Below are 19,256 nucleotides of genomic sequence, written 5' to 3' on the forward strand. Positions count from 1 at the left end.
CATGGTAAGATCCCCCTAATGAAAGTTTCACTGTATTTTACGTTCATTGTTATAAATTTCCTTTTAGTATATTATTAAGATAATTTGATAAACTAGATTTTTTTATTTCTAAAAAGGAGGTTCATAAAGAGGAGAAGAATATGAAGTTTGTACATTTTGTTTGAATACGAGGTGAAACTGTATGCTAGGATATGCCCGGCTACTTACGATTGTTCTCATTTGTATTGTGTATGCTCTGCAGATTCCACATGGAGTACTAGGACTACAAATATTTGTTGGTACTGCCTGTTTGATTTATGTTGTGAATCATTTTTTACTTATGATGTCGCATAACAGGGAGCGGCGGATATTTTTTATATTATTATCTAATGGAATTGTAACAGTTATATTTGGAATTTTATTTCCAAAGGTAGACCTGTATTTAATCTTATTTGGTGTAGATGCAGTAACTTTATTTATTAATATTCATTCGAAAGTGACAGCACGGTTTTTTATAGGCTTTTTCTTTATAGGTTGGTTTGCTATTTTAATATATTCATATCAATATTTTGGAGAGCTTGAAATTTGGGGAAATATGATTTCGTTCATGTTCGTTGTATTTAGTGCTCTTAGTGGAGGATTAATTAAAAAATTAATGTTAGCTCGGCAAACGGTAGATGAACAGTACGAAAAGTTAAATTCATCACACGAAGCACTTCAAGAAGCACATGAGCAATTGCGGCTATATGCAAAAGAAGTAGAAGAATTAACTGCAGTTAAAGAACGAAATGATATTGCACGTGAAATTCATGATACAGTCGGTCATAATATGACGGCATTACTTGTTCAATTACAGCTTGCTGAGGAGTTATTGAAACAGAAATCAGATCAGACTGGAGTGGTTTTGCAAACGTGTCATGAGTTAGCAAGGAAATCGTTACAAGAAGTAAGAGCATCAGTTCGAACTTTGAAAGAAGAAGAGAATACAGGGGATTTAGTTGGTAATATTAGGCGGATGCTAGGTGAATTTTCGAAGGTAACAAATGTGAGAACGACATTTAAATTACATGGTGATCCAGTCACCATTCCGTTGTCACTCCATCCAACAATATTGCGTATTGTGCAGGAGTCATTAACAAATGCAAAACGTCATGGCAAGGCGGCTACATGCGAAATCATGCTTTCTTGTTTGGATGGAAAAGTGCATTTATCTATTTCTGATGATGGAACAGGTGTAAATGAAGTGAATCCTGGTTTTGGACTTATTAATATGAAAGAACGTGTAGAAGAACGCGGGGGCATGATTCGGTTTGAAAGTGAAAAAGAGAAAGGGTTTCAATTAAAAGTGGAGTTCCCACTTCGGGAAAAGACGTGGGTAATAGGGGGAACGGTATGATTCGAATTATGATTGTTGACGATCAGTCGTTAGTTCGTGATGGATTAGCGATGTTGTTAAATTTACGCCCAGAGCTTGAAGTGGTTGGAACTGCAAATAACGGGATGGAAGCTGTGCAAAAAGCTGAAGAATTTCAGCCTGAAATTATCTTAATGGATATTCGCATGCCTCATACAAATGGTGTAGAGGGAACACGTTTAATAAAGAAACAGTTTCCTAACATAAAAGTACTGATGTTGACCACGTTTAATGATAGTGAACTTATTTTTGAAGCACTTGAACAAGGAGCAAGTGGCTATTTATTAAAAGATATGGCGACAGATACAATTGTGCAGGCAATATTGACTGCACATGCAGGCGGAGTTGTACTTCCGCAAGACATAACCGCTCAAATTGTGAAAGAATTAAAGAGAACGAAAGTAGATAGTATTGCTGAGCAGCGTGTTCCAGAACAAATAGGACAGTTAACAGAGAGAGAAATAGAAGTGTTGCGGGAACTAGGATATGGATTAAATAATAAAGAAATCGCGGAGAAATTATTTATTACAGAAGGAACGGTAAAAAATCATGTCTCCAATATTATTAGTAAATTGGAGCTTCGCGACCGCACACAAGCAGCTATTTTTGCAGTGCGATACGGTGTGACAGCTTACATATGACTTTTGGCATAGATAAGTATGAAAAAGCAGCAGTTAATGCTGCTTTTTTATTATGTATTTTCTATCTAAAGAGAGATGGAAATGTGATGGAATTCTTTTACAATCAGAATGAGATTACATTAAAGGGGTTGAATCGACATGTTAGTCGTAGATCATATTACAAAATCCTTTGGGAAAAAAGAAGTTGTAAAAGGTGTGTCATTTTCGATTGAGAGAGGGGAAACTTTTGGATTACTTGGTCCAAATGGTGCGGGAAAATCAACAACAATCTCCATGATTTGCGGGCTCTTTCCATATGATAGTGGGGATATACGCGTTGGAGGGAAATCTGTGAAGGAGTATCCGATGGAAGCGAAACAAAAAATTGGTGTTGTTCCACAAGATATTGCTTTATATCCTACACTTTCAGCTAAAGAAAATTTAATTTTCTGGGGGAAAATGTACGGCCTTAGCGGAGCAGTTGCGAAGAAACGTGCAGATGAGGTGCTAACATATGTTGGTCTAGAAGACCGCGCTAAAGATAAAATTGAAACATTTTCAGGTGGTATGAAACGCCGCATAAATATTGGTGCAGCACTTATGCATGAACCTGAACTATTAATTATGGATGAACCAACAGTTGGGATTGATCCGCAATCACGGAATCATATTTTAGAAACAGTGAAAAGGTTAAATGAAAAGGGAATGACAGTTATTTATACGAGTCATTACATGGAGGAAGTTGAATATTTATGTGAACGCATTGCAATTGTAGATCATGGCAAGGTAATTGCGCTTGGAACGAAAAGCGAATTATGTAACCGCCTTACAGATGGTTTCATGGTGAAGTTACAGGTGAATCGTTATGATCAAGAATTATTGCAGAAATTACAAGCACTTCCTGTTGTAGAGCGTATTGTAGCTGATGAGGATTCTAATACCATTGATATTGCTCTCGTTAATGGTGATGCAGTTGGTATGGTCGTTTCAGAGGTTGTTGGCAATCGTGTGCAAATTGTGAAGCTTGAAGTACAAGAACCGAATCTAGAAGCACTCTTTTTACAACTAACAGGTCGTTCACTTCGTGATTAGGGGGGAGAGAAAATATGAAAAGTTTTATTATCGCATGGAAAGATTTTAAGATACGGTTTACAGATCGGCGCGGCTTTATGATGATGCTGCTTATGCCGCTTTTATTAACAGCTATTTTAGGATCAGCCTTAAGTGGTTTCATGGATGAGGGCGGATTACCAAAAACCGTAATTGGATATTATCAAGAGGATGAGGATACGTTTGCTAATATGTTTCGAACAGATGTATTAGAGGCAAAAGGAATAAAAGATGATGTGAAAGTTAAGAAAGTTTCCTCGCGAACCGATTTAGAAGATATGTTGCAGAAGAAAACAATTGATGTTGGGATTATTATCCCGAAGCAGTGGAGTGAGCATATACAAGATGGAAAACTAAAAGAAGTTGAACTGCTTACTGATCCCGCAAAAGACATACAAGCAAAAATTGCAGATTCATTGATTCGTTCTTTTTCTGAACGAGCGCAAACAGTAGCTTTTGCTACAAAGAGTGTGGCAACTGACTTAGCGCAATCTCAGCAAGGCAATGTGCAAGAAGTAGTAAAGAGTGTCGGAACTGATTTACAAGCTATTGCAACTTCAAATAAAAGTGGAGTCGAGACAGGTAAAATTGGTAAAAAGACAGTTGTTGCTATGCAATATTATGCTGCGGCGATGTTAGTTATGTTTCTACTATATAACGTAACAGTTGGTGCAAAATCAATTGTAGGGGAACAAAGAACAGAAACGTTAGCAAGGTTATTATCTACACCGACAAGTTCCTATTCTGTTTTGTTAGGTAAATTTTTTGGAACATTGTTATTTGCGTGTATTCAATTTGGAGTTTTTGTTATTGCAACTCATTATGCATTTAGTGTGAATTGGGGAGATGACATTGTCCAGCTTACTGCAGTAGGAATTTCCTATGCAATTTGTGTATCGGGCTTATCAATGCTGATTGCTGCATTTATTCGAGATGAAAAAACAGCAGATGTTATGGGGGGCATTGGTATTCAACTGTTAGCAATATTAGGAGGCTCTATGTTACCGATTTATGTATTTCCAGATACATTACAAAAGGTTGCCAATATTGCGCCGAATAAATGGGCACTTACGAGTTTCCTAGATATTATGTCAGGAACGTCTTGGAATACGTTACTACCAATTATTTTAAGTTTATCTAGTGCTGGCATACTTTCCGTTATCATTGGAACATTACGGTTACGTACTAGATAGGAGGAGAGAGCAGTGAAAAAAATTTGGGCGATTTGTTCACTAGAGTTAAAACAAATATTGATGAAGCCGCAAAATTATTTTCTTATGTTAGGTATGCCAATTATTTTTACGCTAATTTTTGGCGGACTTCTAGGTGGAAGCGGTAATGATAAGGTGAAAATCATTTTAGTTGATGAGGATCAATCCAAATTATCGGCTTCCTATTACGAATCCTTAACGCATAGCGATCTTGTAAGTGTGGAAAAAGGATCATATGAAGAGGCAACGAAGAAAATTGAAAATAAAAAAGCCTCTGGTATTGTAACGATTGCGAGGGGCTTTCAAAAGCATATACTAGATGGAGAAAATGAAAAAGTTCGGTTTGAATCTAGCGCTGATTTTACAGGAGGTGCTTCTGTAGAACAAGCGTTGCAAAACACATTGAAAAAAATGGAGGTGGAGGTAAAAGGGGCAAATGAATGGAGCCAAAATAGCGGAAAGCCTTGGGAGATAATGTATGACAGCATTCATACAAAAGCGGAACCTGTTCATATTCAAAAAGAATCTATTGTAACGGGACAGAAAGCGATCAGCGGTGTATCAGCTAGAGCAGCAGGATTTTCAATTTTATTTGTAATGATTGTTATGCTCAGTGCAACAGGAACGATTTTAAAAGCAAAGCAAATGGGTGTGTGGCATCGATTGTTAGAAACACCTGTTACAAGAGCTCAAGTACTAGCTGGATATATTCTTTCATTCTTCCTAATTGGTTGGTTTCAATTTGGAGCACTTATGATATTAACGAATCTGTTATTTGATGTGCAGTGGGGAGATACGTTAGGGATTATCGTTCTTGTCTCGGTGCTGCTGCTTGCAGTAATCGGTTTAGCTTTATTGTTAGCAAGTGTTGTAAAAACGACAGAGCAACAATCGGCATTAGGAAATATCGTCATTGTTTCAACTTGTATGATTAGTGGGTTGTATTGGCCAATTGAGATAGAGCCGGAGTTTATGCAAAAGATTGCTAACTTTGTTCCACAAACATGGGCAATGCGTGGTTTTACAGAATTAATTGCTAGAGGAGGAGCACTGGCAGATATAACAGGATATGTTGGAGTGTTACTTCTTTTTGCTGGTATATTCTTTGTTATCGGTTTAACAAGAATACGTTATGATTGAAAAAAGAAAGCAGAATTTACAGCTTTGCACGCTGAATTCTGCTTTCTTTTTGTTGTTCTTCCGATGACCCAAGTGAAATGATAATAGCAATCCCGAACATGAAGAGAAACACTAAAAAGAGGACGAACGTCGGGAAGAACGGGAATAAGAGTAATGCTCCTAAAATAACGAGCATTAAACAAATATAGTTCAAAACATGTAGGAATAACTTGTCCATGTTTTCTCCCCTTTATTAAGAATCTGTTATTATTGTATGCTCGTTTTATAAGAAATAGAATAATTTTTTAGTAGAGTTCTTGTATGTTAGGTCAGAGGATTTCTCCCGCTGTTCGCCCCTACTCAAGATGCAAAGAGAACTAAGAGGATATGGGGGATAACTGCTGGCAGGCGCCTGATTGGTGAGAGCCTTCCATCAGTGGGGGAATGAAAAAAGCATGACGTTTTTCTGAATTTTTTTACAAATTAGCTGAATATTGTATTTTCTGACCACCTTGTTACAATAAATATTGTGACTATTTTTCTAAAAAAAGGGAGTAGGGTATATGTTAAAAAAAGCCGCAGTTGTTGCATTGACGTTAAGCTATGTTATAAATCCCATATATAGTTTAGCAGAAACGCAGCAAGTGAAACTATCAACTGAACAACAAACGATAGGGAACCCGACAGGATCAGCAAGTACGGGAAGCACACAAGGGACTGTGAATGAGGCATCAACAAGTCAAACACAGGGAAATTTACTGCAAGCGCCACAGCAAAAAAGTGGTTGGATGAACAAGGATGGTAACTGGTACTACGTGGACAAAGACGGTAAGTTTTATACCGGTTGGTTACAAGAGGGAAGTACATGGTACTATCTGCAAAGTAATGGTGTAATGAAAACAGGTTGGCTACAAGAAGGAAGTGCATGGTATTATCTGCAAAGTAATGGCGCAATGAAAACAGGCTGGTTACAAGAAGGAAGTACATGGTACTATCTGCAAAGTAATGGCGCGATGCAAACAGGTTGGCTACAAGAAGGAAGTACGTGGTACTACCTACAAGGTAGCGGAGCAATGAAAACAGGCTGGCTGCAACTAGGAGATACATGGTACTACCTACAAGGTAGCGGTGCGATGCAAACAGGCTGGTTTGTAGATGGTGATAAAAAGTACTATCTACAAAATAATGGTGCCATGCAAACAGGTTGGCTAACTGAAGGAGACAAAAGATATTACTTTCAACCAGATGGAACAATGAAAACGGGTTTGATTACAGATGGTGATAAGAAATATTATCTTAATCCAGATGGAACGTTAAAAACAGGTTGGGTAGTAGACGGTGATAAAAACTATTACTTACTAGAAAATGGTCAAGTGAAAACAGGTTGGTTCCAACAAGATAATAAATGGTATTACTTTGATTCAAATGGTGTGATGCAAACAGGCTTTGTAAAGGTTAACGGTGTAACATACTATTTGGACAATACAGGTGTTAGGCAGACAGGTTGGATTGTAGATGGTAATAAGAAGTACTATTTCCAAGCAGACGGCACAATGAAAACAGGTTGGTTGCAGCTAGGAGATACATGGTATTATCTACAAGCAGACGGAGCAATGAAAACAGGTTGGCTGCAACTAGGGAATACATGGTACTATCTGCAAGCAGATGGAGCAATGAAAACAGGGTGGTTACAACTAGGGGATACATGGTACTATTTACAAGGTAACGGTGCTATGCAAACAGGTTGGCTTCAATCCGGGAATACATGGTACTATCTGCAAAGTAACGGAGCAATGAAAACAGGTTGGTTGCAGTACGGAAGTACATGGTATTATTTCCAAAATGATGGAACAATGAAAACAGGTTGGATTGAAGTAGATGGAAAATGGTATTACTTTGATACGAATGGTGAATGGATTGAAAATCCAATTTTATTTGGAAAAACAATTGTTGTAGACGCTGGCCATGGTGGATATGACTCTGGAACATTATATGGAAGTACATATGAAAAGAATATTGCATTGTCAGTAAGCTTAAAGTTACAAAAAGTATTGGCGCATAGCGGTGTAAATGTGGTTATGACACGTGCGACAGATGTCTTCATTCCATTGGCAGATCGCGTTCGTATTTCAAATGATAATAAAGCGGATATTTTCGTAAGTATTCATGTGAATTCTGCAGACGCTACAACTGCAAAAGGGATTGAAACATTATATAATCCTAACCATCCAAAAAGTACCCAAGCATATGCATTAGCAAATGCTGTGCAGAAGTCTTTAATTGCAAATACAAATGCTACTGATAGAAAAGTGGTAGAGCGTCCAGAACTTCGCGTATTACAATCGGATAATCAAGCACCACCTATTTTAGTAGAAACAGGATTCCTATCTAATACAGAAGAGAGATTAAAATTAACTTCTGATAGTTATCAAAATACACTTTCACAATCTATTTTTGAAGGAATTCAAAATTATTTTTCTAAATAAATCATATATATTATGAGAAAGGGAGAAACCAGTTTAATGGTTTCTCCCTTTCTATTATCTTTGTTTTGTTTTTTGTAAAATGTGGTGCTTAATTGCATAAGCTACGCCATTTTCATCATTTGTCGCTGTTACAATGTCACATAGCTGTTTGACATCGTGTTCAGCATTCCCCATCGCTATTGATAAACCTGCTACCTCTAACATTGGGACATCATTAAAGTTATCTCCAATAGCAACAGTATCTTGTAAAGGAATATGAAAATGTTTTGCCATTTCTTGCAATCCATTGCCTTTATGGCCATGTTCGTCCATAATCTCTAAGTTTGTTGGAGCGGAAGCTGTCACCATAATTGCCGCATCTTTCTCTAAAGATTGTAGCAATTGTGTACGCTCCTCTTTATGGAATGTAAGGATGAAAAATTTTGAAATTTCAATGGCTGAGTCAAGTACTACATCTTCAATACTTTGAAAAGTTGTAATTAAATTAGCTTTTAGTTGCTTCTCGCTAATTCGTTCAATTTCTTCAATTGTAACATCAAGGGAATCTTTGTTTAGTTGAAAAGACTTTGTTACTTGTTCTTTCCAATTATACGGCGCGTATACACCCTTATTTGTATAGAGTTTATACGGAAATCCCTCAACTTCGAGCTTTTTCGCAATCTCATATACTTTTTCTTTTTGTAAAGTGCGCGAATGAATTACTTTTCCATCAGCATATACCACTGCTCCATTACTAGCTCCTAGAGGAAGAGATAAGCGGTATTGCTCGAGCAGTTTTAAAATATCCTCTTTTGCTCTACCAGAACAAATCATAACGATATGTCCTGCTTCTTCAGCATTGCGTATTGCCTCTAAATTTTCCTGGGAGATTTCTAGATTGGATGATAAGAGCGTACCATCCATATCAAGTGCGATTAATTTCAAGCTGATCACCTCTTTGTTTCAATCATACTAAATTAAATGTTATATCGAAACTGTTACATTGTTGTTACATAAATATACTCACTTATTTTGACCATTTAATATGTTTGAGATGGTCAAAATATGAGAGGTATCGTCTACCTGCACCCTATATTTGTTGAAAAAACATAAATAATTTTATACGAACTATTGCTTAAATAAAAAAGTTATGTTACATTAATGTTACAAACGTTACATTATGTGATTCAATATGACATTAAGTTAAAAACTATAAATAAATTATTTCTTGGGAATTTAATATAAAGATCTATAAAAAAGGAGAATGAGGGTAATGGAAAATAAAGAAGTATTACAATTAACAAAAATGGATTTACTAGGATCAGCAGGAATGGCAACAGCATTAACGGCGCTTATCGTATTTTTTGCAAGCGTGTTAGTATAATTCATAGTAATTTTTGTACATAGTAGAACGGAAAACTATTACAAAGTGCATATATAAGTCTATTAAAAGGAGAATGAGAATGATGGAAAATAAAGAAGTGTTAGGATTAACAAAAATGGATTTATTAGGATCAGCAGGAGTAGCAACAGCATTAACAGCACTTATCATGTTTCTTTCAAATGCTTTAGTATAATGTAAACTCTATGTGAATTTGAACGTGAATAGAAAGAGGGACTTCGAAAAAAACGAAGTCCCTCTTTGTGTTTTCGTTGAGTTATCAGTAAAGAGGAACTGATGGAAGTTTCAATTTATATAATATAGAGAGAAAAAATAGAAAAAAGTCGAATTTTCTATGTAAGAAAAAGGGAGGTATTTGGCGTAAAAAATAGAAAATTTAAAATTGACAAAAAATAATTGCGGGTGCAATTTATTTTTTTACTTATGTTTGGAAGCGTTTTCGATTTTGGGAGAAAGAATTGGAAAATTATATTACAGGGAGATGAGGAATTTATGGAACAAAAATCTATGGATACTTTAGCGGCACAAATGGAGGATTTTTTCCCAGTACGTGATGTTGATCATTTAGAATTCTATGTTGGTAATGCAAAACAAACAAGCTATTATCTTGCAAGAGCATTTGGTTTCCGTATAGCCGCATATTCCGGTTTAGAAACAGGAAACCGAGATAAAGTATCTTATGTGCTTGTACAAAAAAATATGCGTTTTGTTGTGTCAGGTGCTTTAAACACGAATAGCCGCATTGCTGAGTTCGTGAAACTGCACGGCGATGGTGTAAAAGATGTGGCACTTCTTGTAGAAGATGTAGAGAAAGCATATGCAGAAGCTGTAAAACGCGGTGCAGTTGCGATTGCTCCGCCGGAAGTGCTATCTGATGAACACGGAACAATTAAAAAGGCAGTTATTGGCACATATGGTGATGCAATTCACACGCTTGTAGAACGTAAAAATTATAAAGGTACGTTTATGCCAGGATATGAACCACTAGAATCTACTATTCCTTTTGAAGAAACAGGACTAATTGCTGTTGACCATGTTGTGGGTAATGTTGAAAAAATGGAAGAATGGGTAAGTTATTATGAAAATGTAATGGGCTTTAAACAAATGATTCATTTTGATGATGATGATATTAGTACGGAATATTCTGCTTTAATGTCGAAAGTAATGACAAACGGAAGTCGTATTAAGTTTCCAATCAATGAACCAGCAGAAGGGAAAAGAAAGTCACAAATCCAAGAGTATTTAGAGTTCTATAACGGGGCGGGTGTACAGCATCTTGCATTATTAACAAATGATATTGTAAAAACTGTTTCTGCACTTCGTGCAAACGGTGTGGAATTTTTAGATACGCCAGATACGTATTATGAAGAATTAACAGCACGTGTTGGTCAAATTGATGAGGAAATTGAAAAATTAAAAGAGCTGAAAGTCCTTGTGGATCGTGATGAGGAAGGTTACTTATTACAAATTTTCACAAAACCAATTGTGGATCGTCCAACTTTATTTATTGAGATTATTCAACGTAAAGGATCAAGGGGATTTGGTGAAGGAAACTTTAAAGCATTATTTGAATCAATTGAAAGAGAACAAGCGCGTCGAGGAAATCTATAAAGTGAAACTTAGTGATTTCAAGTTGATGGCTAGTTGAATCAAACGGACTCGTACTGAGATCTATCTTCTTTGACTTGTCAGGAAATAGATAGGTATTATGCTGTCCGTTAGAGCGGGATAAAGTGAAACTTCCTTCTGGGAGCATTTTTTCCCAGAAGGTTAGTTGAACCAATCGGGCTCTTACAGGCGGTTTTTCTTCATGACATATCTCCCACATACTGCCTGTTAGAGCGGGATAACGGTTAGGAGAGATACTCCTTCCGCCCGCGGTTTTACTTTCAAAGCGAGGAGAGAAAACGATGAAGTTTATTACATTTCGTCTTCCTTCACATGAAATGAGAGCCGGTTGGCTTGAAGGTGACAAGGTTATTGATATGCATATAGCAAGTGGAGGGAAACTTCCCTCTACAATGATTTCTTTTTTAGAGAAATCAGATGAATATATGGAAATAATTTGTAAGATGGGCACACCAACGAGCGGTGTTTATCATATTACGGATGTACAGCTTTGTGCGCCTTTACCAAATCCAGGGAGTATTCGTGATTTTTATGCTTTTGAACAACATGTAAAAACAGCGCGTGGCCGCCGCGGTTTAGATGTTGTTCCAGAATGGTATGATATTCCGGTTTTTTATTTTACAAATCATCGTGCTGTTATTGGGACGGAAGAAGCTATTTTGTGCCCGAGCGCAACAAAGAAACTTGACTATGAGTTAGAGATTGCATGTGTCATTGGTAAAGAGGGTAAAAATATCTCGCGTGAACAAGCTCATGAATATATTTTTGGCTACTGCATTATGAATGATTGGAGCGCTAGAGATTTACAAGCGAATGAAATGAAGGTTGGACTTGGACCAGCAAAAGGAAAAGACTTTGCTACTTCACTTGGGCCGTATATTGTGACGAAAGATGAATTAGACGTATATCAAAGCGATGATCGTTACAATTTAGAAATGACAGCTCATGTTAATGGAGAACAATGGTCAAAAGGTAATTTTCAAGATATCTATTATACGTTTGCTGAAATGATTGAAAGAGCATCTCAAGATGTTACGTTGTACCCAGGGGATATACTTGGTTCTGGTACGGTTGGAAGCGGCTGTATTTTAGAGCTGGGAACAGAGAAATGGCTTAAAGCTGGTGATGTGGTAGAGTTAAAGATTACTAGCTTAGGAACATTGCGTAATACGGTAAAAGCAGAAAAGAAAGCGGGGGATGAGCATGTATTATCGTCGCATGGGGGAACTTCCTCGTAAACGACATGTACAATTTCGTAAACAAGACGGGTCGCTTTATCGTGAGCAAGTAATGGGGACGAAAGGTTTTTCTGGCACGCAATCTATTTTGTATCATCATTACATGCCAACTGAAGTCGGTCATGCTTCTTTAGCTGAATCTTGTCATTTGCAGTATGAAGAAGACGTGGCGTTAGCGCATCGTCATTTTCGTACGAAAGAATATAGAAAAACAGGAGATGCCGTGAACGGAAGGAATTTTCTATTAGGAAATGAAGATCTACTAATCGGGGTTGTCAATCCGACGGAGAAAATGGACTATTTTTATCGCAATGGCGATGGAGATGAAATGCTATTTGTTCATTATGGATCTGGGAAAATTGAGACGATGTTCGGTACGATTCATTATCGAAAAGGAGATTATATTATTATTCCAATCGGTACGATTTACCGTGTAATTCCTGAAGCTGGAGAATCAAAATTCCTCGTTGTTGAAGCAAATAGCCAAATTACTACACCGCGTAATTATCGTAATGAGTATGGACAATTATTAGAACATAGTCCATTTTGTGAGCGTGATATTCGTGGACCAGAAATGTTAGAAACGCATGATGAAAAAGGTGACTTTGTTGTGATGACAAAGTCTAGAGGCTATATGCATAAGCATGTTTTGCAGCATCATCCGTTAGATGTTGTTGGCTGGGATGGTCATTTATATCCATGGGTATTTAATATTGAGGATTTTGAACCTATTACAGGGCGTATTCATCAGCCACCGCCAGTACACCAAACATTTGAGGGACATAACTTTGTCGTTTGTTCATTCGTTCCGCGTCTATATGATTATCATCCAGAAGCAATTCCGGCACCGTATTATCATAGTAATGTAAATAGTGATGAGGTCCTTTATTATGTAGAAGGCAATTTTATGAGCAGAAAAGGTGTGGAGGAAGGTTCTATTACGCTTCATCCAAGCGGTATTCCACATGGACCGCATCCTGGGAAAACAGAAGCTAGTCTTGGTAAAAAAGAAACAATTGAACTAGCGGTTATGATTGACACATTCCGTCCGCTGCGTGTGATAAAACATGCACATGAGATGGAAGATGGACAATATATGTATAGTTGGCTAGAACGAGGCTCATATACTGTATAAACAAAACAAGCACGCTCATTTATGAGCGTGCTTGTTCTAATAAAAGAATCGACATTATATAAAATACCAAAAATATTTATAAAATGATATAAAAATATAACTATAGGATCCTCTTACTTTTATTTTACTATAACGATTAGTATGGTAACTTACCGCAATCTGTTTCGTGCAAAATTTTTATTTCATGTAAAAATATGATTTTTCCATTAAATTCGACAGAAGTTATTGACGAAAAAAGATGTAATAAGTACAATAAAAATAAATATTAAAATTTTCAGAAAATTATAAAATGTTGAGGTGCAGAGAATGAAGCAAATCTTTCAAAAAAAGCCACTGACACAACTGTTAAAAGAAGGAAGTGAGAAAAAGTTAAATAGAACATTAGGGGCATTAGACTTAACTCTGTTAGGAGTAGGGGCAATTGTCGGAACAGGGATCTTCGTGCTGACAGGGGTAGTTGCTGCGAAACATTCTGGGCCTGCCGTTATTTTATCGTTTGCATTAGCTGCACTAGCTTGTGCCTTTGCTGCCTTTTGTTATGCTGAATTTGCTTCCAGTGTACCGGTATCTGGTAGTGTGTATACGTATACGTATGCAACGATGGGAGAAGTATTTGCCTTTTTAATTGGATGGGATTTAATGCTTGAATACTTATTAGCGACATCAGCTGTTGCTAATGGATGGTCAGCTTATTTTCAATCTTTATTAAATGGATTTGGAATTCATATTCCAACGATTTTAGCTTCTGCTCCGGGGGCAGGAAAAGGTGGAATTATTGATTTACCAGCTGTTCTTATTATTTTAATTATGACTATTCTTTTATCACGAGGTGTTCGTGAAAGTGCCCGCGTAAATAACATTATGGTATTCATTAAATTAGCCGTTGTACTATTATTCATCTTCGCTGGGTTTAAATACGTAAAACCAGAAAACTGGACACCGTTTATGCCGTTTGGTTTTAATGGTGTAATGGTAGGCGCAGCGACAGTATTCTTTGCTTTTATTGGTTTTGATGCTGTTTCAACAGCAGCGGAGGAAGTGAAACGCCCGCAGCGTGATTTACCGATCGGTATTATCGCATCGCTATTAATTTGTACGGTTTTATATATTGCTGTTTCTCTTGTTTTGACAGGTATTGTACCGTTTGGGCAATTGGATAGATCAGATCCAGTAGCATTTGCGCTTCAATTTATTGGACAAGATGGTTTGGCTGGTGTTATTTCGGTAGGTGCTATTACAGGGATTACAACCGTTATGTTAGTTATGATGTATGGTCAAGTGCGTGTATCGTATGCAATGAGCCGTGATGGTCTATTACCGAAACGTTTTTCGAAAGTACATCCGACGTTTAAAACGCCATTTTTAAATACGTGGATAACAGGTATTGTAGCAGCTCTTATTTCAGGACTTGTTGATCTAAGCGTGTTGGCTCATCTTGTAAATATCGGAACTCTATCTGCATTCGTACTTGTTGCAATAGCAGTTATTGTAATGCGAAAAACGCATCCGGATTTACCGCGTGCATTTAAAGCACCGCTTGTACCGTTTTTGCCAGCGTTAGCAGTGATTTTTTGTCTATACTTAATGCTTCAATTACCAGCGATTACATGGGAATGTTTTGGTATTTGGTTGGTGATTGGATTTATAGTCTATTTCTTATATAGCAAAAAGCATAGTGCATTAAATAAAGAAAAGGATGATACAAAAACTGTGAATTTATAAGTTAAAAAGCCGTTCTTACAAAAAGAACGGCTTTTTAATTTTGAAAATTTACATTTTTCTAAAATTGACATAAAATGAAAGGTGGGCGATAAAAGGGGTGGAAATGTGAAGAAGACATGGCAAGAGTTAAAGGAAATGGATCGTAATGTTTGGATTCGATTTATTGGAGAAACATTAAACGGAATTGCAATGATGATGTTAATGCCGTTTTTTGCATTATATTTAAAGGATAAAGTGGATTCACTACTAGAAGTGGGAATTATTATGGCGCTGTCCCCTATTGCAGCTAGTTTTGGCTCCCTTATAGGTGGACGAATTGCAGATACTTATGGACGAAAGCCAATTATGATATTTTCAATGGCCAGCAATTCGGTTTTAATGCTTGGTTTTTTATTTATAGATGGCTTTATACCGTATGCCATCCTATCTATTTGTTTAGGGCTTAGTAATTCGTTGTTCCACCCAGCAGCTTCCGCGATGGTAGCGGATGTAACGGAACCTGAAAAGCGAACGGAAGCATATGGTTTACTGCGAATGGGACATAATATTGGAGCGGCAATTGGGCCGATTCTAGGTGCTTCGGTTGCGCTTCTTTCTAAAACTGTTATTTTTATTATCGCATCATCCTCTATGTTATTTTATGCAATGTTAGTTTTGCTACTTATTAAAGAAACGATGCCAAAGGGTGCGGCAAAACAAATGAGTGAGGAAGAAGGAACGAGAAAATCTGTATGGAAAGTTGTGCTTCAAGATAAAATTTTGCTAATCTACATATTAACCGGAATTGTTATTTCGATGGGATTTTCGCAAACAGAAGGTATGCTTCCGCTTCATTTTGATAATGAAATGAAAGGGATATTTGGAATGAATAATCCGTTTCCTTATTTAATGGCAGTAAATGGACTTTTGGTGGTTTTGTTTCAATTTCAAATTTCGAAATGGGCGACGGATAAGCCGGTAGGGAAAACGATGCTGTATGGTGCTTGGTTGTTTGGGATAGGTCTTCTTGCCATTGGTTGGCTTCCGAAGTGGTTTGGAGGGGCAGGGACGAATGCTACTGTAATTCTTGTTACATTATTAATTGTATATGCAATTTATACATTAGGGGAAATGGTCATGTCTCCTGTGCAAATGACGTTTGTAGCAAATTTGGCCCCAGAACATTTACGAGGCACATATATGGGAGCGGCCAGCTTACAATGGATTACAGGGAATGCGTTTGGACCTTTACTTGGTGGTATTTTACTTGATCGTTTGTTGGGGCACGTTTTATTTACGATTTTAGGGATTGGATGTGTGGTAGCGGGTCTTGTTTATGTATCATTAGACCGGCTTGTAGAGCAAAGACAAAAAAGTGACGTGGTGAAGCAAACGTCATAGGGTTTTCATCATACACGAATAGGTTCCTTTTTTCATATTATTAGGTATATAACTAGAAAAAATGTTTCGTCAGCCTGGTTATTTTAAATAGGAACTACCTATTTTCGTAAAAAGTGCTACAATAGAAAAATGAAAACAAACGATTAGGGTGATTTCATTATGAAAATTAAATTAGGTTTATTATATGGTGGAAAATCAGCAGAGCATCAAGTTTCTTTACAAACGGCTCTTGCTGTTAGTAAAGCGTTAGATCAAGAAAAATTTGAGGTTCATCCAATTTATATTACCGAGCAAGGACAATGGGTGCGCGGTGAGCGTATTGAAGGTGAAGTAAAAAGCGTTCAAGCGCTGCAATTGAATGGAGAAGAGAATGCAATTTCTCCTGTATCATTAAGTTCAGAAATTATCCCTATGTCAGCTTCTGATAAAAAGAATGCAATCGATGTAATCTTCCCGTTATTACATGGACCGAATGGTGAAGATGGGACAGTGCAAGGCTTGTTAGAACTTATGAATATTCCATATGTAGGGAATGGTGTGTTAGCATCGGCTGCAGGTATGGATAAAGTCATTATGAAAAATATTTTCGCAGAAGCGGGATTGCCACAAGCAAAATATGTTTCGTTTATTCGCAGTGTATGGGAAAAAGATCGCACAACAGCGTATGAAAAAGTTGAAGAAACATTAGGTTATCCATGTTTTGTAAAACCGGCAAATCTTGGCTCAAGCGTTGGAATTAATAAATGTAAAAATCGTGATGAGTTAGAGAATGCATTTGAAGAAGCGTTCCAATTTGATCGTAAAATTATCGTAGAAGAGAATATTATCGGTCGTGAAGTGGAAATTGGTGTATTAGGAAACGATGAACCGAAATGTTCTGTTGTAGGCGAAATTGTGGCGAAAAAAGAATTCTATGACTATAAATCAAAATACATTGATGGTGATACGGCAATGAATATTCCTGCTGAAATTACGGAAGCGGAATATGAGAAGATTAAAGAGTATGCGATTTGTGCATTTCAATCTTTAGATGGTGCGGGATTAACGCGTGCGGATTTCTTCTTAACGAAAGATGGAGACGTATTTATTAATGAAGTAAATACAATGCCGGGATTCACGCCGTTTAGTATGTTCCCTCTGTTATGGGAAAATACGGGAGTGCCGTATCCAGAGCTTATTCAAGAGCTAGTACGTCTAGCGATTGAGCGTCACGAAGAAAAACAAAAAATCAAATATACAATCTAACAAGAAAGGAGAAGCACTATTCAAATGAATAGTGTTTCTTCCGTATAAGGAGTGTTTTTATGATACAAAGAACATTAAAGCAAATTGAGCAAATGGTATGTGGGACTGGTTTAGCAGAGCAGTGGAATGATGTAGCTATAAAAGGTGTTTCCATTGATACAAGGAAGGTTGAAAAAGGAAACTTATATATTCCAATTCAAGGAGAACGTTTCGATGGTCATGCTTTTGTGGAGAAAGCAAGAGAAGGTGGTGCAGTTGCAACACTTTGGAAGAAAGGTGTAGCGAACCCACCGGCAAATTTACCGGTTATTTTTGTAGAAGATACATTACAAGCGCTGCAAACATTGGCGAAGAGCTATCGCGATCAGTTAAACGTGAAAGTGGTTGGTGTAACAGGAAGTAATGGAAAAACGTCCACGAAAGATATTGTGACAAGCTTACTTGGAGCGAAATTTAAAGTGCAAAAAACAGAAGGGAATTTTAATAACCATATTGGACTTCCTTTGACGATTTTAAGTTTAGAAGAAGATACAGAAATGGCTGTATTAGAGATGGGTATGTCAAGCCGCGGGGAAATTGAATTTTTGTCAAAGCTGGCTCGTCCTGATGCAGCGATTATTACAAATATTGGAGAAGCGCATTTAATGGATTTGGGCTCTCGTGATGGAATTGCAGAGGCGAAGCTAGAAATTGTCACAGGTTTACAGGATACTGGTGTATTTGTTTATAACGGGGATGAACCGTTGTTAACTACACGTGTACCGAGTATGAATTTACAAGCAAAGACAATCACATTTGGTGATGCAAGAGCGAACGATTATCACCCGGTATCTGTAAAAGTAGAAGCGACAGGTACACAATTTACGATGAATCAAGCACAAAATGTAGTATTTTATTTACCCGTTCTTGGGAAGCATAATGTATATAATGCATTAGCATCAATGGCGGTTGCTGAATTTTTCGGCGTAACATGGGAAGAAATGAAACAAGGCTTAATGAATTTGAAAATGACAGGCATGCGTATGGAAGTTTTAAAAACAGATGCAGGATTAACGATTATTAATGATGCATATAACGCAAGCCCGACAGCGATGGAAGCGGCGTTCCATTTAATGAATGAACTAAATGGATTTTCTAAAAAAATTCTTGTACTTGGCGATATGCTAGAACTTGGTGACCAAGAAGTACAATTTCATTATGAAGTTGGAAAATTAATTGATCCAGCTCGTATTGCATATGTATTTACGTACGGTACGCTTGGAGCACAAATGGCAGAAGGTGCAAGAATTAATTTTTCTAGTGAACGCGTAAAAGCTTATGACAATAAAGAAGAACTTGTTAAAGATTTAAAAGAAGTCGTTGATGTGAAAGATGTTATATTAGTAAAAGCATCTCGTGGAATGAAATTAGAAGAAGTTATTGCGATGATAAAGTGAAGCTTTAATTAGTGGGAGGTTCTTCACCCCCTCGCTGATTATCAGCCCTCACCAATCGGGGTTTTACGGGCACACCTAACTTCTTTGCTTTCACCAAATTTTGAGGTGGGAGTATTACTGCCCGTTAATGCGGGATAAAATATAGAAGCGC

17 protein-coding genes are annotated in these 19,256 nt (G+C 37.1%); 15 read left to right on the forward strand and 2 right to left on the reverse strand.

The genetic code is table 11. The annotated features are described in order from the left end of the window. The first annotated feature begins 181 nt into the window (after window positions 1–181). The 5 genes from AB1284_RS23750 to AB1284_RS23770 all read left to right on the forward strand — a co-directional run bounded on the left by AB1284_RS23750 (window position 182) and on the right by AB1284_RS23770 (window position 5,474). Window positions 182–1,375: a histidine kinase gene (locus AB1284_RS23750; RefSeq protein WP_429752766.1), complete on the forward strand. Its 1,194-nt coding sequence runs from the start codon at window positions 182–184 to the stop codon at window positions 1,373–1,375. Continuing rightward, window positions 1,372–2,034, forward strand: a complete 663-nt coding sequence (locus tag AB1284_RS23755; RefSeq protein WP_429752765.1) for a response regulator — start codon at window positions 1,372–1,374, stop codon at window positions 2,032–2,034. Before AB1284_RS23750 ends, AB1284_RS23755 begins: the two co-directional genes overlap by 4 nt. A gap of 138 nt (window positions 2,035–2,172) precedes the next feature. Further along, window positions 2,173–3,105 (forward strand): ABC transporter ATP-binding protein, encoded by a 933-nt coding sequence (locus AB1284_RS23760; protein ID WP_429752764.1) that lies wholly within the window; start codon window positions 2,173–2,175, stop codon window positions 3,103–3,105. A gap of 14 nt (window positions 3,106–3,119) precedes the next feature. After that, a complete protein-coding gene (locus AB1284_RS23765) occupies window positions 3,120–4,316 on the forward strand; it encodes an ABC transporter permease (protein ID WP_429752763.1) in 1,197 nt (398 codons plus the stop codon). Window positions 4,317–4,328: 12 nt separating this feature from the next. Next, window positions 4,329–5,474, forward strand: a complete 1,146-nt coding sequence (locus AB1284_RS23770; protein ID WP_429752762.1) for an ABC transporter permease — start codon at window positions 4,329–4,331, stop codon at window positions 5,472–5,474. Window positions 5,475–5,490: 16 nt separating this feature from the next. On the opposite strand, the gene AB1284_RS23775 is transcribed toward AB1284_RS23770, so the two are convergent. After that, window positions 5,491–5,691, reverse strand: coding sequence for a hypothetical protein (locus tag AB1284_RS23775; protein WP_429752761.1), 201 nt, complete (start codon window positions 5,689–5,691; stop codon window positions 5,491–5,493). A gap of 325 nt (window positions 5,692–6,016) precedes the next feature. Here AB1284_RS23775 and AB1284_RS23780 point away from each other — a divergent pair, with 325 nt between their 5' ends. Continuing rightward, entirely contained in the window at window positions 6,017–7,939 is a 1,923-nt protein-coding gene (locus AB1284_RS23780) for an N-acetylmuramoyl-L-alanine amidase (protein ID WP_429752760.1), read from the forward strand. Between the two features lie 54 nt (window positions 7,940–7,993). Here AB1284_RS23780 and AB1284_RS23785 read toward each other — a convergent pair whose 3' ends face one another. After that, window positions 7,994–8,863, reverse strand: coding sequence for a Cof-type HAD-IIB family hydrolase (locus AB1284_RS23785; protein WP_429752759.1), 870 nt, complete (start codon window positions 8,861–8,863; stop codon window positions 7,994–7,996). Between the two features lie 328 nt (window positions 8,864–9,191). Here AB1284_RS23785 and AB1284_RS23790 point away from each other — a divergent pair, with 328 nt between their 5' ends. The 9 genes from AB1284_RS23790 to AB1284_RS23830 all read left to right on the forward strand — a co-directional run bounded on the left by AB1284_RS23790 (window position 9,192) and on the right by AB1284_RS23830 (window position 19,105). Further along, window positions 9,192–9,302 carry a DUF3948 family protein gene (locus AB1284_RS23790; protein ID WP_336484529.1) on the forward strand — a complete coding sequence of 37 codons (111 nt, stop codon included), beginning with the start codon at window positions 9,192–9,194 and terminating at the stop codon, window positions 9,300–9,302. Window positions 9,303–9,381: 79 nt separating this feature from the next. Continuing rightward, the gene (locus AB1284_RS23795; protein ID WP_413789236.1) at window positions 9,382–9,495 is read left to right on the forward strand and encodes a DUF3948 family protein; all 114 of its coding nucleotides are present in this window, start codon (window positions 9,382–9,384) and stop codon (window positions 9,493–9,495) included. A 317-nt stretch (window positions 9,496–9,812) separates the two neighbouring features. Then, window positions 9,813–10,931: a 4-hydroxyphenylpyruvate dioxygenase gene (gene hppD, locus AB1284_RS23800; RefSeq protein WP_429752758.1), complete on the forward strand. Its 1,119-nt coding sequence runs from the start codon at window positions 9,813–9,815 to the stop codon at window positions 10,929–10,931. A 299-nt stretch (window positions 10,932–11,230) separates the two neighbouring features. Next, window positions 11,231–12,187: a fumarylacetoacetate hydrolase family protein gene (locus AB1284_RS23805; RefSeq protein ID WP_429752757.1), complete on the forward strand. Its 957-nt coding sequence runs from the start codon at window positions 11,231–11,233 to the stop codon at window positions 12,185–12,187. Further along, window positions 12,147–13,322: a homogentisate 1,2-dioxygenase gene (locus AB1284_RS23810; RefSeq protein ID WP_429752756.1), complete on the forward strand. Its 1,176-nt coding sequence runs from the start codon at window positions 12,147–12,149 to the stop codon at window positions 13,320–13,322. The genes AB1284_RS23805 and AB1284_RS23810 overlap by 41 nt, the downstream gene beginning before the upstream one ends. A gap of 306 nt (window positions 13,323–13,628) precedes the next feature. Further along, complete coding sequence (locus AB1284_RS23815) at window positions 13,629–15,044, forward strand: amino acid permease (protein WP_429752755.1); 1,416 nt, start codon at window positions 13,629–13,631, stop codon at window positions 15,042–15,044. A gap of 105 nt (window positions 15,045–15,149) precedes the next feature. Next, window positions 15,150–16,424: an MDR family MFS transporter gene (locus AB1284_RS23820; RefSeq protein ID WP_429752754.1), complete on the forward strand. Its 1,275-nt coding sequence runs from the start codon at window positions 15,150–15,152 to the stop codon at window positions 16,422–16,424. Window positions 16,425–16,580: 156 nt separating this feature from the next. Then, window positions 16,581–17,669, forward strand: coding sequence for a D-alanine--D-alanine ligase (locus AB1284_RS23825; RefSeq protein WP_429754391.1), 1,089 nt, complete (start codon window positions 16,581–16,583; stop codon window positions 17,667–17,669). 59 nt (window positions 17,670–17,728) lie between these two features. Beyond that, complete coding sequence (locus AB1284_RS23830) at window positions 17,729–19,105, forward strand: UDP-N-acetylmuramoyl-tripeptide--D-alanyl-D-alanine ligase (protein ID WP_429752753.1); 1,377 nt, start codon at window positions 17,729–17,731, stop codon at window positions 19,103–19,105. Window positions 19,106–19,256: the final 151 nt, after the last annotated feature.

The sequence above is a fragment of the Bacillus sp. S2(2024) genome (genome assembly GCF_050474045.1).
Lineage (GTDB): Bacteria > Bacillota > Bacilli > Bacillales > Bacillaceae_G > Bacillus_A > Bacillus_A yunxiaonensis.

Excerpts from the sequence above, each read along its gene's own strand:
- AB1284_RS23750 (WP_429752766.1), top strand. The coding sequence starts at position 182 with ATGCTAGGATATGCCCGGCTACTTACGATTGTTCTCATTTGTATTGTG.
- AB1284_RS23755 (WP_429752765.1), top strand. The coding sequence starts at position 1,372 with ATGATTCGAATTATGATTGTTGACGATCAGTCGTTAGTTCGTGATGGA.
- AB1284_RS23760 (WP_429752764.1), top strand. The coding sequence starts at position 2,173 with ATGTTAGTCGTAGATCATATTACAAAATCCTTTGGGAAAAAAGAAGTT.
- AB1284_RS23765 (WP_429752763.1), top strand. The coding sequence starts at position 3,120 with ATGAAAAGTTTTATTATCGCATGGAAAGATTTTAAGATACGGTTTACA.
- AB1284_RS23775 (WP_429752761.1), bottom strand. The coding sequence starts at position 5,691 with ATGGACAAGTTATTCCTACATGTTTTGAACTATATTTGTTTAATGCTC.
- AB1284_RS23780 (WP_429752760.1), top strand. The coding sequence starts at position 6,017 with ATGTTAAAAAAAGCCGCAGTTGTTGCATTGACGTTAAGCTATGTTATA.
- AB1284_RS23790 (WP_336484529.1), top strand. The coding sequence starts at position 9,192 with ATGGAAAATAAAGAAGTATTACAATTAACAAAAATGGATTTACTAGGA.
- AB1284_RS23795 (WP_413789236.1), top strand. The coding sequence starts at position 9,382 with ATGATGGAAAATAAAGAAGTGTTAGGATTAACAAAAATGGATTTATTA.
- hppD (WP_429752758.1), top strand. The coding sequence starts at position 9,813 with ATGGAACAAAAATCTATGGATACTTTAGCGGCACAAATGGAGGATTTT.
- AB1284_RS23805 (WP_429752757.1), top strand. The coding sequence starts at position 11,231 with ATGAAGTTTATTACATTTCGTCTTCCTTCACATGAAATGAGAGCCGGT.
- AB1284_RS23810 (WP_429752756.1), top strand. The coding sequence starts at position 12,147 with ATGAGCATGTATTATCGTCGCATGGGGGAACTTCCTCGTAAACGACAT.
- AB1284_RS23815 (WP_429752755.1), top strand. The coding sequence starts at position 13,629 with ATGAAGCAAATCTTTCAAAAAAAGCCACTGACACAACTGTTAAAAGAA.
- AB1284_RS23830 (WP_429752753.1), top strand. The coding sequence starts at position 17,729 with ATGATACAAAGAACATTAAAGCAAATTGAGCAAATGGTATGTGGGACT.